Annotated in this window: 18 protein-coding genes; 14 read left to right on the top strand and 4 right to left on the bottom strand. The window is 66.9% G+C overall.

The window, feature by feature from the left end; all coding sequences use genetic code 11:
* Positions 1-99: 99 nt before the first annotated feature.
* The 10 genes from OR37_RS01070 to OR37_RS01115 are packed head-to-tail and all read left to right on the top strand — an operon-like array spanning position 100 to position 7,568.
* The gene (locus tag OR37_RS01070) at positions 100-561 is read left to right on the top strand and encodes an Rrf2 family transcriptional regulator (protein ID WP_004615266.1); all 462 of its coding nucleotides are present in this window, start codon (positions 100-102) and stop codon (positions 559-561) included.
* A complete protein-coding gene (locus tag OR37_RS01075) occupies positions 558-1,697 on the top strand; it encodes a cysteine desulfurase family protein (protein ID WP_004615267.1) in 1,140 nt (379 codons plus the stop codon). Before OR37_RS01070 ends, OR37_RS01075 begins: the two co-directional genes overlap by 4 nt.
* Complete coding sequence (gene sufB, locus OR37_RS01080; RefSeq protein WP_004615268.1) at positions 1,697-3,166, top strand: Fe-S cluster assembly protein SufB; 1,470 nt, start codon at positions 1,697-1,699, stop codon at positions 3,164-3,166. Before OR37_RS01075 ends, sufB begins: the two co-directional genes overlap by 1 nt.
* On the top strand, positions 3,163-3,552 hold the full coding sequence (locus OR37_RS01085; RefSeq protein WP_004615270.1) for a hypothetical protein: 390 nt from the start codon (positions 3,163-3,165) through the stop codon (positions 3,550-3,552). Before sufB ends, OR37_RS01085 begins: the two co-directional genes overlap by 4 nt.
* Positions 3,545-4,294, top strand: a complete 750-nt coding sequence (gene sufC / locus OR37_RS01090) for a Fe-S cluster assembly ATPase SufC (protein WP_004615271.1) — start codon at positions 3,545-3,547, stop codon at positions 4,292-4,294. The genes OR37_RS01085 and sufC overlap by 8 nt, the downstream gene beginning before the upstream one ends.
* The gene (sufD, locus tag OR37_RS01095; RefSeq protein WP_004615272.1) at positions 4,291-5,328 is read left to right on the top strand and encodes a Fe-S cluster assembly protein SufD; all 1,038 of its coding nucleotides are present in this window, start codon (positions 4,291-4,293) and stop codon (positions 5,326-5,328) included. The genes sufC and sufD overlap by 4 nt, the downstream gene beginning before the upstream one ends.
* A complete protein-coding gene (locus OR37_RS01100; RefSeq protein ID WP_004615273.1) occupies positions 5,325-6,593 on the top strand; it encodes an aminotransferase class V-fold PLP-dependent enzyme in 1,269 nt (422 codons plus the stop codon). Before sufD ends, OR37_RS01100 begins: the two co-directional genes overlap by 4 nt.
* A gap of 8 nt (positions 6,594-6,601) precedes the next feature.
* On the top strand, positions 6,602-6,961 hold the full coding sequence (locus OR37_RS01105; protein ID WP_004615274.1) for an SUF system Fe-S cluster assembly protein: 360 nt from the start codon (positions 6,602-6,604) through the stop codon (positions 6,959-6,961).
* A gap of 14 nt (positions 6,962-6,975) precedes the next feature.
* The gene (locus OR37_RS01110) at positions 6,976-7,368 is read left to right on the top strand and encodes a HesB/IscA family protein (RefSeq protein ID WP_004615275.1); all 393 of its coding nucleotides are present in this window, start codon (positions 6,976-6,978) and stop codon (positions 7,366-7,368) included.
* Entirely contained in the window at positions 7,368-7,568 is a 201-nt protein-coding gene (locus OR37_RS01115) for a hypothetical protein (RefSeq protein WP_004615277.1), read from the top strand. Before OR37_RS01110 ends, OR37_RS01115 begins: the two co-directional genes overlap by 1 nt.
* Positions 7,569-7,587: 19 nt before the next feature.
* Here OR37_RS01115 and OR37_RS01120 read toward each other — a convergent pair whose 3' ends face one another.
* Positions 7,588-8,388, bottom strand: a complete 801-nt coding sequence (locus tag OR37_RS01120) for a lysophospholipid acyltransferase family protein (protein WP_004615279.1) — start codon at positions 8,386-8,388, stop codon at positions 7,588-7,590.
* Between the two features lie 11 nt (positions 8,389-8,399).
* Positions 8,400-8,960, bottom strand: coding sequence for a TetR/AcrR family transcriptional regulator (locus OR37_RS01125; RefSeq protein WP_004615280.1), 561 nt, complete (start codon positions 8,958-8,960; stop codon positions 8,400-8,402).
* A 100-nt stretch (positions 8,961-9,060) separates the two neighbouring features.
* Between OR37_RS01125 and OR37_RS01130 the strand changes: the two genes are divergently transcribed.
* From OR37_RS01130 to OR37_RS01140, 3 genes are read left to right on the top strand one after another with little or no spacing between them, the layout of a single operon-like run.
* Positions 9,061-10,032: a glycosyltransferase family 9 protein gene (locus OR37_RS01130; RefSeq protein ID WP_004615282.1), complete on the top strand. Its 972-nt coding sequence runs from the start codon at positions 9,061-9,063 to the stop codon at positions 10,030-10,032.
* Positions 10,033-10,437, top strand: coding sequence for a DUF6165 family protein (locus OR37_RS01135; protein WP_004615283.1), 405 nt, complete (start codon positions 10,033-10,035; stop codon positions 10,435-10,437). It begins immediately after the preceding gene.
* Complete coding sequence (locus tag OR37_RS01140) at positions 10,434-10,841, top strand: ACT domain-containing protein (RefSeq protein WP_106404322.1); 408 nt, start codon at positions 10,434-10,436, stop codon at positions 10,839-10,841. The genes OR37_RS01135 and OR37_RS01140 overlap by 4 nt, the downstream gene beginning before the upstream one ends.
* On the opposite strand, the gene OR37_RS01145 is transcribed toward OR37_RS01140, so the two are convergent.
* Together OR37_RS01145 and OR37_RS01150 are read right to left on the bottom strand one after the other, a co-directional pair.
* Positions 10,828-11,643, bottom strand: a complete 816-nt coding sequence (locus tag OR37_RS01145) for an enoyl-CoA hydratase/isomerase (RefSeq protein WP_004615285.1) — start codon at positions 11,641-11,643, stop codon at positions 10,828-10,830. The two genes, OR37_RS01140 and OR37_RS01145, sit on opposite strands and share 14 nt — an antisense overlap.
* A 132-nt stretch (positions 11,644-11,775) precedes the next feature.
* Complete coding sequence (locus OR37_RS01150) at positions 11,776-12,837, bottom strand: GGDEF domain-containing protein (protein ID WP_004615286.1); 1,062 nt, start codon at positions 12,835-12,837, stop codon at positions 11,776-11,778.
* 194 nt (positions 12,838-13,031) lie between these two features.
* Between OR37_RS01150 and OR37_RS01155 the strand changes: the two genes are divergently transcribed.
* On the top strand, positions 13,032-14,489 hold the full coding sequence (locus OR37_RS01155) for a coniferyl aldehyde dehydrogenase (RefSeq protein ID WP_004615287.1): 1,458 nt from the start codon (positions 13,032-13,034) through the stop codon (positions 14,487-14,489).
* The last annotated feature ends 7 nt before the right edge of the window (positions 14,490-14,496 follow it).

Here is a 14,496-nt window from a genome sequence, read left to right on the forward strand (position 1 = left end):
AATCGCCAACGCGTAGCGGGCCACCGAGCCCGCGCGCGAAGTCGCGGCTTGTAGCACACGCAAAAGCCGATGCGCGCGGAATCTGCAAGGGGTAAGGCGATGCGCCTGAGCACCAAGGGGCGATACGCGGTCATGGCGATGACCGACCTGGCCAAGCGCCAGGACGAAAGCGAGGGCCGCGCCGTGGCCCTGGCCGAGATCGCCGCGCGCCAGCAGATTTCGCTTTCCTATCTCGAACAGCTTTTCGCCCGCCTGCGCCGCAAGGGGCTGGTGATCAGCGCGCGCGGCCCGGGCGGCGGCTACCGACTCGCCAAGGCCTCCGCCGAGACCTTCATCGCCGACATCGTGTTGGCGGTCGACGAGCCGCTGCGGGCCACCCGCTGCAACTTCACCAAGGGCCAGGCCAAGGGCTGCATGGCCGGCGGCGAGCGCTGCATGACGCATAATCTCTGGGAAGAGATGGGCCGGCAGATCCACGGCTACTTGGCCAGCGTCTCGGTGGCCGACGTGCTGGCGGGCGAACTGCGTCCAGCGCGCCCGATGGAGATCGCGGCCGAGTGAACGCCTCCCGCACATCGGTCTATCTCGACTACAACGCCACGGCGCCCCTGCGGCCGGAGGCGAAGGACGCGCTGCTGCGCGCCCTGGAGAGCCCGGCCAATCCCTCGTCGGTCCACGCCGCCGGCCGCGCCGCCCGCGACGTCGTCGAGCGCGCCCGCGCCGAGGTCGCCGCCTTGGTCGGCGTGCCGGCCGGCTCGATCACCTTCGTCAGCGGCGGCACCGAGGGTAACGCCCTGGCCATCGAGAGCGCCAAGGTCGCGGGCGTCGAGCGGATCATCCTCTCCGCGATCGAGCACGACGCGGTGACCGAAACGGCCAAGGCATCCGGCCTGCCGGTCGAGGTCCTGCCTGTGGATAACTATGGCGTCGCCGATCTCGGCTGGCTGGCGCAAGCGCTTGAAAAGCCGGGCAAGGCTCTGGTCTGCCTGATGCTGGCCAACAACGAGATCGGCGTCATCCAGCCTGTGGATAAGGCTTCGGCCCTCGTCCGCGCCCACGATGGCTGGTTGCATGTCGACGCCGTCCAGGCCGCCGGCAAGATCGCCATCGACTTCTCCGGCCTCGGCGCCGACACCATGGCGCTGTCGGCCCACAAGCTGGGCGGACCGCAGGGCGTGGGCGCGCTGGTCGCCGGAACCCGCGCCACCGTCACCCGCCGCCTGCACGGCGGCGGTCAAGAGCGCGGCCGCCGGGCCGGCACCGAGAACGTCGCCGGGATCGCCGCCTTCGGCGCGGCGGCCAAGGCGGCGCGGGAAGGCCTTGCCTCGATGGCCGAACAGGCCCAATGGCGCGACGCCCTGGCCGAGCGGCTGAAGGCGGCTGGCGCGGTCGTGCTTGGCGAAGGCGCCGATCGCCTGCCGCAAACCCTGTGTTTCGCCGGCGAGGGCTTTGGCTCCGAGGTCCAGGTCATGAACATGGATCTGGCCGGGATCATGGTCAGCGCGGGCAGCGCCTGCTCGTCGGGCAAGGTCAAGGCCAGCCGCGTGGTGGAAGCCCTGGGCCGCGCCGATCTCGCCCCGTTCGCCCTGCGTGTCAGCGGCGGTTGGGCGAGCACGGAAGACGATTGGATCAAGTGCGGCGACGCCTGGCTCGCCGCCTGGAAGCGTATCGGCGCCCGGCGCCGGGAGGTGGCTTAGTGGCCGCGGTCAAAGAAACTGTCGAAACCGTCGCCGCGCTCGAGAAGTACGAGCACGGCTTCACGACCGAAATCGACCAGGAGTTTGCCCCCAAGGGCCTCTCCGAGGACATCGTGCGCTTCATCTCGGCCAAGAAGGACGAGCCGGAATGGATGCTGGAATGGCGGCTTGACGCCTATCGCCGCTGGCTGGCGATGGACGAGCCCGACTGGGCCAAGGTCAGCTATCCGCCGATCGACTATCAGGACACCTATTACTACGCAGCACCTAAGTCGAAAGAGGGCCCCAAGAGCCTGGACGAGGTCGATCCGGAGCTGCTGGCGACTTACGAAAAGCTCGGCATCCCGCTGAAGGAGCAGGCGGTTCTGGCCGGCGTCGAGGGCGCGCCGCGCTACGCCGTCGACGCCGTGTTCGACAGCGTCAGCGTCGTGACGACCTTCAAGAAGGAGCTGGCCCAGGCCGGCGTCATCTTCTGCTCGATGAGCGAGGCGATCCGCGAGCACCCCGAGCTGGTCCGCCAGTACCTGGGCAGCGTGGTGCCGACCTCGGACAACTATTTCGCCTGCCTCAACAGCGCGGTCTTCTCGGACGGCAGTTTCGTCTACGTCCCGCCGGGCGTGCGCTGTCCGATGGAGCTGTCGACCTACTTCCGGATCAACGCCAAGGATTCCGGCCAGTTCGAGCGCACCCTGATCATCGCAGACAAGGGCGCCTACGTCTCGTACCTGGAGGGCTGCACGGCCCCGATGCGCGACGAGAACCAGCTGCACGCGGCCGTGGTCGAGCTCGTCCTGCTGGACGACGCCGAGATCAAGTACTCGACCGTCCAGAACTGGTACCCGGGCGATCCGGAGACCGGCAAGGGCGGCATCTACAACTTCGTGACCAAGCGCGCCGACTGCCGCGGCGACCGCAGCAAGGTCAGCTGGACCCAGGTCGAGACCGGCTCGGCCATCACCTGGAAGTATCCGTCCTGCGTGCTGCGCGGCGAGGGCAGCTCGGGCGAGTTCTATTCGATCGCGGTGACCAACGGCCATCAGCAGGCCGACACTGGCACCAAGATGATCCACCTAGGCGCCAACACCCGCTCGCGGATCGTCGCCAAGGGCATCAGCGCCGGCAAGTCGACCTCGACCTATCGCGGCCTGGTCTCGGCCCACCCCAAGGCCAAGGGCGCGCGCAACTTCACCCAATGCGACAGCCTGCTGATCGGCAAGGACTGCGCGGCCCACACCGTGCCCTACATCGAGGCCCGCAACGGCCAGTCGGTCTTCGAGCACGAGGCCACCACCACCCGGCTGTCGGATGACCAGCTGTTCTACTGCCAGCAGCGCGGCCTGTCGGAAGAGGAGTCGGTGGCCCTGCTGGTCAACGGCTTCGTCAAGGACGTGCTGCAGCAACTGCCCATGGAATTCGCCGTCGAGGCCCAGAAGCTCGTGGCGATTTCGCTGGAAGGGTCTGTGGGATGACGTGTGTCACCCTCTATCGACCTGTTGGCACGGCGGAGCTGAAGCTGATCGAGGATTCCGGTTGGATTGAGTTCCCGCCGCGTTTGCCCGAGCAGCCGATCTTCTATCCCGTGACCAACCAGGATTACGCAGCCCAGATCGCTCGCGATTGGAACGCTGTGCATAACGATGACAGGCGCGGCTACGTTACGCGTTTCGACGTCTCGGCAGCCTTCTTGAGCGCCTACGACAAGAAGGTCGTGGGCGGGCGAGAGCACGAGGAATACTGGATCCCCGCCGAGGATCTTTCGCTGTTCAACGCCGCCATCGAAGGCCAGATCGAGGTCGTCGAGACATTCGTCGGTGATGACGCGGCCACTCAAAAGACCCGTGAGACCAATGCTTAAGATCCAAAATCTTCACGCCCGCGTCGAGGACAAGCCGATCCTGAAGGGCGTCACGCTGGACGTGCCGGCCGGCGAGGTCCACGCGATCATGGGCCCGAACGGCGCCGGCAAGTCGACCCTGTCCTACGTGCTGACCGGCCGCGACGGCTATGAGGTCACGGAAGGGGCGGCGACGCTCAACGGCGAGGACCTGCTGGCGCTGGAGCCCAACGAGCGGGCGGCCAAGGGCCTGTTCCTGTCGTTCCAATATCCCCTGGAAATTCCGGGCGTTCCGGCCCTGACCTTCATCCGCACCGCGCTCAACGCCCAGCGCCGCGCGCGGGGCGAGGACGAGATCGCCGCCCCGGCCTTCCTGAAGCTGGCCAAGGAGAAGGCCGCGGCGCTGAAGATCGACTTCGAGATGCTCAAGCGCGGCCTGAACGTCGGCTTCTCGGGCGGCGAGAAGAAGCGGATGGAAATCTTCCAGATGTCCATGCTTTCGCCGAAGTTCCTCATCCTCGACGAGACCGACAGCGGCCTGGATATCGACGCCCTGAAGATCGTCTCCGAAGGCGTCAACGCCCTGCGCTCGCCCGAGCGTGGGATGCTGGTCATCACCCACTATCAGCGCCTCTTGGACTACATCAAACCCGACAAGGTCCACGTGCTGGCCGCCGGCCGCATCGTCGCCTCGGGCGGTCCGGAGCTGGCCCTGCAGCTGGAAGCCGAGGGCTATGACCGCATCGTGGGGGCGGCGGCTTGACCCTTTCGACCGCCCTCAAGACCGGCGACCTCTCGGCGCTGCCGTCGCGGCGTGACGAGGACTGGCGCTGGACCGACCTGCGAGGTCTGCTGAAGGTCCTGCCGCCTGCGTCACCCCAAGGCCGAGCTTGGTTCTGGGAGAACCCGCTTTCCGGAACCCTCGACATGACAGGGGGTGTCGTCAACGGTCGCGGACCCACGGATCTCGCTGTTGACGCAGGCGAAGAGCGCTTCGTCGGCTGGCGCTTCATGTCGGCGACGGATGCAACAGCGCATGGCGCCGAGCTTTGGGTCGACGTCGGCGAAGGCGCTAAGCTGACCTTGATCGAAAGCTACGAAGGACGCGGCACGGGCTACGTTTCGGACGTGGCGGTCAATATCCGTCTGGGCAAGGACGCGATCGTCGAACGGATTATCTTCGCCGACGACGATGCGGACGCCATCTCGGTCGTCACCGCCGACGTCGCCCTGGCCCCCGGCGCCAAGTTCGCCCAGACCGTCCTGACCTCCGGCGCGCGCCGCCAGCGGATCGAGACCCGCGTCCGCCACCCCGGCGCACACGCCGAGGTTCGCCTGGACGGGGCCTATCTGCTGGACGCCCAGCGCCACGCCGACCTGACCAGCGTCGTCACGCACGGCGGCCTCGACGGCGTCACCAGCCAGCTGACCAAGGGCATGGTCACCGACCAGGCGCGCGGCGTCTTCCAGGGCCGGATCGTCGTCGAGAAGGGCGCCGACCAGACCGACGCGAGGATGGGCCATCACGCCCTGATCCTGTCGGACAAGGCCGAGATCGACGCCAAGCCCGAGCTGCTGATCTTCGCCGACGACGTCTCCTGCGCCCACGGCAACACGATCGGCGCCCTGGACGACGAGGTGCTGTTCTATGCCGAGCAGCGCGGCATCCCCGAGGCCGAGGCCAAGGCCATGCTGACCGTGGCCTTTGTCTGCGAGGTGATCGAGCGCATTGGGCACGAGGGCGCGCGCGACGCCGCCGCCGCCTGGGTCGTCCGCAAGCTGGGGAGCGAGGCATGACCAGCGCCGCGCTGACACCCCCATCCCCGACCCCTTCCCCGCAAGGGGGAAGGGGCTTGGACGTCGCGGCGATCCGCGCCCAGTTCCCAATCCTGGCGCGGGAAGTCCACGGCAAGCCGTTGATCTACCTTGACAGCGCCGCCAGCGCCCAGAAGCCGGACGCGGTGCTGGACGCGATGATGGGCCTGGCGCGGACCTCCTACGCCAACGTCCATCGCGGCCTGCACACGCTGGCCAACGAAACGACCGAAGCCTATGAAAAGGCCCGGGAAACCGTGGCGCGCTTCATCAACGCCGACCGCGACGAGGTGGTCTGGACCAAGAGTGCGACGGAAGCGGTGAATCTGGTCGCGTCCTCGTTTGGCCTCAGCCTGAGCGCTGGCGACGAGATCGTGCTCTCGGAGATGGAGCACCACGCCAACATCGTGCCATGGCACTTCCTGCGCGAGCGCAAGGGCGTCGTTCTGAAGTTTATCCCGGTGCTGGATGACGGGCGCCTGGACATGGAGGCCTATAAGGGCCTGCTGTCCGACAAGACCAAGATGGTCGCCGTCACCCACATGTCGAACGTGCTGGGCACGGTCAACGAGGTGGCCGAGATCGTTCGCCTGGCCCACGCGGCCGGCGCGCCGGTGCTGCTGGACGGCTGCCAGGGCGTGGTTCACGCCAAGGTCGACGTCAAAGCCCTGGACGTCGATTTCTACGTCTTCTCCGGCCACAAGCTGTACGGCCCGACCGGCATCGGCGTGCTCTATGGCAAGGCCGAGCGCCTGGCGGCCCTGCCGCCGTACCAGGGCGGCGGCGAGATGATCGGCTCGGTTTCGCTCGACAAGATCACCTATGCCGACCCGCCGCACCGCTTCGAGGCCGGCACGCCCGCGATCCTCGAGGCCGTCGGCCTGGGCGCGGCGATCGAGTGGCTGAACGGCTTGGACCGCGACGCGATCTTCGCCCACGAGCACGCCCTCTACGAACGCGTCGCCAAGCGGCTGCGCGGCGTCAATGGCGTGCGGATCCTCGGCGAGGCGCCCGGCAAGGGCGCGGTGCTGTCCTTCACGGTCGAGGGCGCCCACGCCCACGACATCGCCCAGGTGCTGGACCGCTACGGCGTCGCCGTGCGCGCCGGGACCCACTGCGCCGAGCCCCTGATGCGCCGTTTCGGCGTGACGTCGAGCGCCCGCGCCTCGTTCGCCCTATATAACACCGAGGCAGAGGCCGACGCGTTCGTCGACGCGCTGGCCAAGGCCCGCAGTTTCTTCAGTTGAGCCGCTTCATGACCGACGCCGCCGCCGCTCCCGAACCCGCTTCGGCCCTCTCGCAAGACGAGCTGAACCGGCTGACCGACCAGCTGATCGAGAAGCTGAAGACGGTCTATGACCCGGAAATCCCGGTCGACATCTATGAGCTGGGCTTGATCTACAAGGTCGACGTCTCGGACGACAGGGACGTGGCCATCGAGATGACCCTGACCGCTCCGGGCTGCCCGGTGGCCGGCGAGATGCCCGGCTGGGTCAAGGACGCCGTCATGGAGATCCCGGGCCTGAAGTCCTGCGCGGTCGACCTCGTCTTCGATCCGCCGTGGGACGCCTCGCGCATGAGCGACGAGGCCAAGCTGCAGTTGAATATGTTCTGATCGGTTCAAACGCCATGGAAGCCGCCGTCTCGCCCCGTCCCCGCCGCCCGCGCCCCAAGGTCGTCACCCTGACCGACGCCGCGGCCGCGCGCGTGAAGGAGATCATGGCCAAGGCCGACAAGCCCTATGTCGGCCTGCGCGTGGGCGTGAAGAACGGCGGATGCGCCGGCCAGGAGTACGTGTTCGAATACGCTGAGGAGAAGGGGCCGATCGACGAGGTCGTCGAGGACAAGGGCGTCATCATCCTGATCGAGCCGAAGGCCGTGCTCTTTTTGATCGGCACCGAGATCGACTACGAGGTGACTAAGCTGTCCTCGAAGTTCGTGTTCCATAATCCCAACGAGACCGACGCCTGCGGTTGCGGCGAGAGCGTGACGATTCAGCCGGCGGCCGAGGTTCAGGACTGATGTTGGCCAGAACCCCCGCCTGCGTCGAATGCGGTCTGCCGTGGGGCGCGCCGAGCTTCAAGCACGAGGACGAGGCGCCGCTCTATTGGTCGGATACCGGCCTGCTGTGCTCCTCGACCTGCGCCCAGACCCACTTCGGCAAGCGGAGGGTCGAGGGGACATTCGTGGCGATCCCGGCGGAGTGTCCGGTCGAGGTTTGAGCCGGGCGAAACCTTCTCCCTAGGGGATAGGCTTCGCTGTAACGACCTTCGTTTCTATCGGCACGTTCTTCCGCCCATCCCATTCCACAAGCACTGACTCCCGCGCGGGCGCGCCGCGCGCCTCCGCGATCAGTTCGTTGGTGCGTGTCTCGACCACCCGCTCCAGCTCCGCCATGAAGACGTCCTTCTCCAGTCCCAAGGGCAGGGGCGGCAGGAGCTCGACGGTGGCCACGCCGGGAGTCTTTTGCTTTTCCGTTTGCCGCCAGAAGCACCCCAGGTTCGTCGCGACCGGCACCACCGGCAGGCAGAAGTCCTTGCTCATGTGATAGACGCCCGTCCGGTAGCGGAACCGCTCGCCGGGCGCGGCCAGGTGGCCTTCGGGATAGATCAGGATGCGCCGACCCTCGGCCGCGACCTGGGCCGCGCTCTTGGACAGGGCTTCGCGCGCTTCGGGACCGCCGCAGCTGTCGACGACGATGGCGCCGAACTTCTTCAGGATCGCGCCGACCAGCGGGAATTTCTCCAGGTGGTCGCCGGTGACGAAAGAGAGGTTGTCCACGTGAGCGAACATCACGAAGCCGTCGCCCCAGCTATGATGCTTGGCGGCGATGATGCACGGGCCGGCGGGTAGGTTCTCCTGGCCCTTCAGCTGGACCTCCACGCCCGCGAGGCGATCTAGCGCCCAGAGCATCCGGCGACTGTAGAGCCGCAGCGCGAAGGTCACCGCATCGCGTCCCGGCGCCAGCGCGGCGAGGGCGGCCGACAGGCCGTAGAAGATCGACAGGACCCAGTAGTAGGCGTTGAAAAGCGCGCTGCGCATTGTGTTCGATCCTAGCGAGCGAAGAGCACGGCCTGGACGGCCGCCGTCATGAGTGAAGCGTGAGCCGAGAGGGCGTCGTCGCCCAGGCGGCCATAAGCTTTGTTTTGGGCGGTCTGGGTGATCACGCCGATCGCCATGGCGGCCAGCACGCGCGGGTCGCCCGGCGGCAGCTCGGCATTGATCATGGCGCGCTTGATCACGTTTTCGACCAAGGTGACCGGGTCGCGACCATCCTCCTGATAGTAGGGGAGGAAGTGGTTCAGCTGCAAAAGGTGGAACGAGAACAGCAGCCAGTCCTCGTCGGCTACCGCGCAATAGGCCTTCACCAGCGCCATGGCCTTGGCCTTGATCCCATCGACGGCGGCGGCTTCGTCCTCGATCAGTCGCGAGAGCCGCCGATGGCAGTCCATGAACAGGCCGACCGCCAGCGCGTCCTTGCTCTTCCAGTGGCGATAGATCGCGCCTTCCGAGACCCCGGCGCGGGCGGCGATCGCCTTGGTCGTGGTCGCGTCGACGCCGTCGGCGACGAAGGCTTCGAGGGCGGCGCGTTCGATGCGGGGCTTGGCGCTCATGAGACAAGCATCGCGCCGTGCCCTTGAAATGCAAGTGAGTAATCACTTACATTTCCGTGATCGACATTGACCCGGCGCGGCCGGGCGGCGACACACGGCCATGGTCCAGACGGTTTTGATCTATTCGATGGGCGAGGTGATCGGCGACGGCCTGATCAAGCTGCCCTTCATCGCTGGTCTGCGGGCGGCGTTCCCCGATGCGCGGATCACTTGGTGCGCCGCCAAGGGCGACACCGTCTACACGGGGCCGCTGAAGACCGTGGTCCAGGGCTATATCGACGAGGTGATCTTGGAGGGCGCGAACGGCGCCAGCGTGCTCGACAGCCTGCCTTGGTCCAGGCCGTTTGGCGGTCGTAAGTTCGACCTCGTCATCGACACCCAGGAGAACCTGCGGCGCGGCGGCGTCGCCCGGCGCGGCGCGGCGGGGCGTTTCGTATCGGCGGCGCGGCAGGCGCGGAGCCAAGATTGGCCCGTGGCGGTGACTGACCGCCTGGCGCGACTGCTGACGCTGGCCACGGACGGGCAGGGCGCGCCGAGGCCCCTGGCGCTGACCCATCCCGACGCCCTGAAGGCCGCCGAGATCCTGCTGCCGGCCGGTCAGACCTATGTCGGCCTCGCGCCCGGCGCGGGCGGCCAGGACAAGCGCTGGCCGCTTGAGAACTATCTCGACCTGGCGCGTCGGATCGTCGCCCAGGGCTGGACGCCAGTGTTCTTCTTCGGCCCCGACGAGGCCGAGGACGCGGCGATCGCCGCGCGCGAGATCCCGCGGGCGGTGCAGCCCGAACGCAATCGGACGGACGGCCTGCCGGTTAAGGGGCCGCTACTGGTCATCGCCCTGGCCGGACGTCTCGCGGCGGGCGTCGCCAATGACGCCGGCCCTGGCCACATGCTGGCCGCCGGCGGCGCGCCCTTGCTCTCCTTGCAACAGGACCGCCGCAAAGCCGTGAAGTTCCGTCCCGCCGCCGAGCGGCTTGAGATGCTGATCGCGGAGGACTACGGAAGCGGCATGGGCGCCTTGCCGACCAACGCGGTCTGGGCGGCCGTCGAAAAGTTGGTGTCCGGAGCGTCCTGAATGTCCATCCTCGCGCCGATCTCGGCGGGCGAACTGGTCGACAAAATCACCATCCTGCGGGTGAAGGCCGAGCGGATCGGCGATGCGGCCAAGGAAGCTAATGTCCGCAAGGAGCTGGCCCTGCTGGAGGCCACCGCGCGCGAACATCTGCCCGATACCGCGGAGATCGCGCGCTTGACCGACGAACTGACCGACGTCAACGCCGCGCTCTGGGACATCGAGGACGGCAAGCGCGACTGCGAGCGCCGCCAAGACTTCGGCCCGGACTTCGTGGCCCTGGCGCGCCGCGTCTACATCGACAACGACAAGCGCGCGGCGATCAAGCGCGCGATCAATGAGGCCGCCGGCTCCGAGATCGTCGAGGAGAAGAGCTACAAGCCGTATCTCCAGGCGTCGAAAGACTGATGCAAGTCGTTCGCGGCGCTCGGGAAATGGTCGCCGGCATGACGCCCGAGCTTAAGAACGGAGTCTATGTCTTCTGCGCCGCCGGTGATCGGGATTGGTGGGCTTTGGAGCCGTTGGCGATGTTTCGCGAAGCCGAGGGTGTCAGCCTGATCCTGGAAGCCGAAGCGGCGAGGTCAGCGGGCTTCTCCGTCGACGCGCCGATGGCGATGATCACCCTGAACGTCTATTCCGCCCTCGACGGCGTCGGCCTGACCGCCGCCGTGGCGACGGCGCTGGCCGAGGCCGGGATCGCCTGCAACATGGTCGCGGCGCTGAACCACGACCATGTCTTCGTGCCGGCCGAGCGCGCGGCTGAGGCCCTGGCGGCGCTTAGGGCCTTGCAGGTTTCGGCTACCGCCCCTTGAACGCCGCCGCGCGCTTCTGCAGGAAGGCGGTGACGCCTTCGAGGAAGTCCTCGGTCTTGCCGGCGAACTTCTGAGCCTTGCGTTCGGCGTGCAGCTGGCCGGTCCAGTCGGCGTCCAGGCTGTCCCACACGAGCTTGCGGATCGCGCCTAGCGCCGCCGGGCCCCGCGCCAGCTCCTGGGCGATCGCCGTCGCCGCGCCGATCAGCTCTTCGTCGGGAACGCAGCGATTAACGAGGCCCCATTGCAGAGCGGTGGCGGCGGGAATCTTGTCGCCCAACAGCATCATTTCCATAGCGCGCGCCTTGCCGATCAGGCGCGGCAGCAGATAGGTCGAGCCGCCGTCGGGAACGAGGCCGATGCGGCGGAAGGCCTGCAAGAAATAGGCGCTCTCGGCCGCCACGATCATGTCGCCCATTAGGGCGATCGAGCAGCCGACGCCGGCCGCCGGACCGTTCACCGCCGTCACGATCGGCAACGGGAAGTCCCGCAACAGCGTCATCAGCGGATTATAGGTGTTCTCCAGCGCCGAGCCGGCGTCTGGCTTGCCGTCGACGTCCAGTTCGCGGCCGGCCGCGCCGCCGCCCGACAGGTTCGCGCCGGAGCAGAAGCCGCGGCCCTCGCCGGTCAGGATGACGGCGCGCGCCTCGACCTTGCCGGCGGCGATCGACGAGAAGGCATGGATCAGCTCGCGAGCGATCTCCAGGCTGGCGGCGTTCAGCGTCGCCGGATCGGCGAGGGTGACCGTGGCGACGCCGCCTTCGGTCGAGACGCGGATCTTTTGATAGTCCCCATGGGCGGTCATGACGCGGGCTCCCTAAGTTCTTTGGGGAGACTCTAGGCGCCTTTGCCGCTTGGGAAGGCTAGCGGAATCTTCAAAAGCAAACGCCGCCGATCCTTCGATCGACGGCGCTCGGCGGTCTTTTGATGAATGGCGTCAGGCGGCGTTCGCCGACGCGGGCGAGGTTTCGGCCGAGGTGACGCGGTTGCGGCCGCCGCGCTTGGAGGCATAGAGCGCCGCGTCGGCGCGTTCCATGATCGAGTGGCCGCTTTCGCCCGGCTTACGCTCGGCGAAGCCCGACGAGATGGTGATCGCGCCCAGGTCCTCGTTGGTCGAGCGACGCTTGAGCATCCGAGAGGAAACCTCGACGCGAATTTCCTCAAGGGTGTTGGAGACGGCCTTGGCGGTCTCGCGCGGGAAGATCATCGCGAACTCCTCGCCGCCGTAGCGGGCCGCGAATCGCGGCGGGGCGGCGACGCGGCCGATGACCGACGCGACGTAGCGAATGACCTGATCGCCGGTCTGGTGGCCCCAGGTGTCGTTGAAGCCCTTGAAATGGTCGATGTCGAGCACGGCCAAACAGATCGTCGTGCCGCTTTCGTCAGCCTCCTGGCAGGCGCGATCTAGTTCTTCGTCGAACGCCTTGCGATTGGCCAGATTGGTCAGGCCGTCGGTCGTGGCGTCGCGGCGGACCTGTTCGAGGTGCTCGCGCAGGCGCTCGACCTCCGAGGTCGATTCGGCCAGGCGCGCTTCGAGCGACCGGTTTTCCTTGGCGACGCGCCGGGTGGCTTCGGCGAGGCCGCCGACCAGGTTCTTGATGGCTTCGACGTCGGTGGTCTTGTCCAGGGTCTTGCTGGCGCCGGCCAATTCCTTGCCGAAAGCCGCGTTGGACTTCTGGGCGTTCTGGATAGCCTTGGAGACGGCTTCCAGTTCCTTGGACAAGATGTCGCCCGCGTCGCGGATCTGCTGGTTCAGTCTGGCCTTGGGCAGATAGGCGGCGGCCAGTTCTTCGGAGACCAGCTCGGTCATCGGTTCGCCGAGGGAAATCAGACGGGTCAGTTCGCGGGCCAGGGCACCTTCGGGATCGGCCACATAGTGCGTCCACAGCTCGAAGTTCAATGCCGTTGGCCAGACCTGATGGCGCTCCATCAGTTCCAAAGCGCGCGAGGCGATCTTGTAGGCTTCTGGACCGCGTAGCGTGGTTTCGACGTCCGACATGTCTTCTTCCTTGGTCGACGCGGCCCCCTGCGGCGACGCCGATCACTTGGAGCGCGAGCATAGGCCCTAGAGTTCTTACGAGCCGTTAAGAACGAACGCCGTTCGCTTGCGCGATGACCTAGTCTCGCGCATGGTGAACGCTGATAAGGTGAGCCTCGCGCCGACAGGGCGGGCCGCGGGAGGAGCGACAGATCATGAACGCACCGGTTAATCTGACTTTGGACGCTCACAAGGCGCTCATGGACGACGTCTTGCGGAGGCAAAAGGCCGCGCACCTGCGCGACGGTCCGCCCAGCGCGGAGAAGCGGATCGACTGGCTGAACCGCTGTATCGACCTCCTTGTCGGGCATCAGGCGGAGATCGCCAAGGCGGTCAACGCTGACTTCGGGGCGCGCTCGGCCGACGCCACGGCCCTGACGGACGTGGCCGGGTCGATCGGCCCGCTGAAGTTCGCCCGCGACAACCTCGCCAAGTGGATGAAGCCCGAGAAGCGCAAGACGACCCCGGCGATCCTGGGCCTGTTCGGCGCGAAGGCTCAAATCCAGTACCAGCCCAAGGGCGTGGTCGGGGTGATCAGTCCGTGGAACTTTCCGGTCAACCTGACCTTCGCGCCACTCGCGGGCGTGTTCGCGGCCGGAAACCGGGCGATGATCAAGCCATCGGAATTCACGCCCGCCACCTCGGACCTGCTCAAGGCGATGTTCGCCAAGGCCTTTTCCGAGGAGGAGGTCGCGGTCTTCGTCGGTGGACCCGAAGTGGGTCAAGCCTTCTCGGGCCTGGCCTTCGATCACCTGGTTTTCACCGGCGCGACCTCCGTGGCCAAGCACGTGATGCGAGCGGCGGCCGAGAACCTGGTGCCGGTGACGCTGGAATTGGGCGGCAAGAGTCCGGTGATCCTGTCGCGCGGCGCCGACATGGCCACGGCCGCGGCGCGGATCATGAACGGCAAGACCCTGAACGCCGGACAGATCTGTTTGGCGCCCGACTATGTGTTCGCGCCCCAGGACCAGGTCGAGACCTTCGTCGAGGAGGCCAAGGCCGCCGTCGGCCGCTATTTCCCGACCATCAAGGACAATCCCGACTACACCGCCGTGGTCGCCCAGCGCCATTACGACCGCGTGAAGGGCTATGTGGATGACGCCCGCGCCAAGGGCGCTCGCATCGTCGAGATCAATCCGGCCGGCGAGGACCTGTCGCAGCAGGAGCACCGCAAGATCGCCCCGACCCTGATCCTGGACCCCACCGACGACATGAAGGTGATGCAGGAGGAGATCTTCGGACCCGTCCTGCCGGTGAAGACCTACAAGTCCGTCGACGAGGCCGTCGACTATGTGAACGCCCGCGAGCGGCCGCTGGCGCTCTACTGGTTCGGGACCGACGATGCCGAGAAGGATCGGGTGCTGGCGCGCACTACCAGTGGCGGCGTGACGGTCAACGACGTCATCTTCCACGTCGCCCAGGAGGAGCTGCCCTTCGGCGGCATTGGTCCGGCCGGCATGGGCGCCTATCACGGCCACGACGGCTTCCTCGAATTCAGCCACAAGAAGGCGGTGTTCCAGCAACTGAAGAAGGACATCGCGCCGATGCTGGCGCTGCGTCCGCCTTATGGCGAAGGCATCCGCAAGTACTTGGCGGATCAGATCAAGCGGTAGCGTCGAG

The organism is Caulobacter vibrioides OR37, from assembly GCF_000372645.1.
Taxonomy (GTDB): domain Bacteria; phylum Pseudomonadota; class Alphaproteobacteria; order Caulobacterales; family Caulobacteraceae; genus Caulobacter; species Caulobacter vibrioides_E.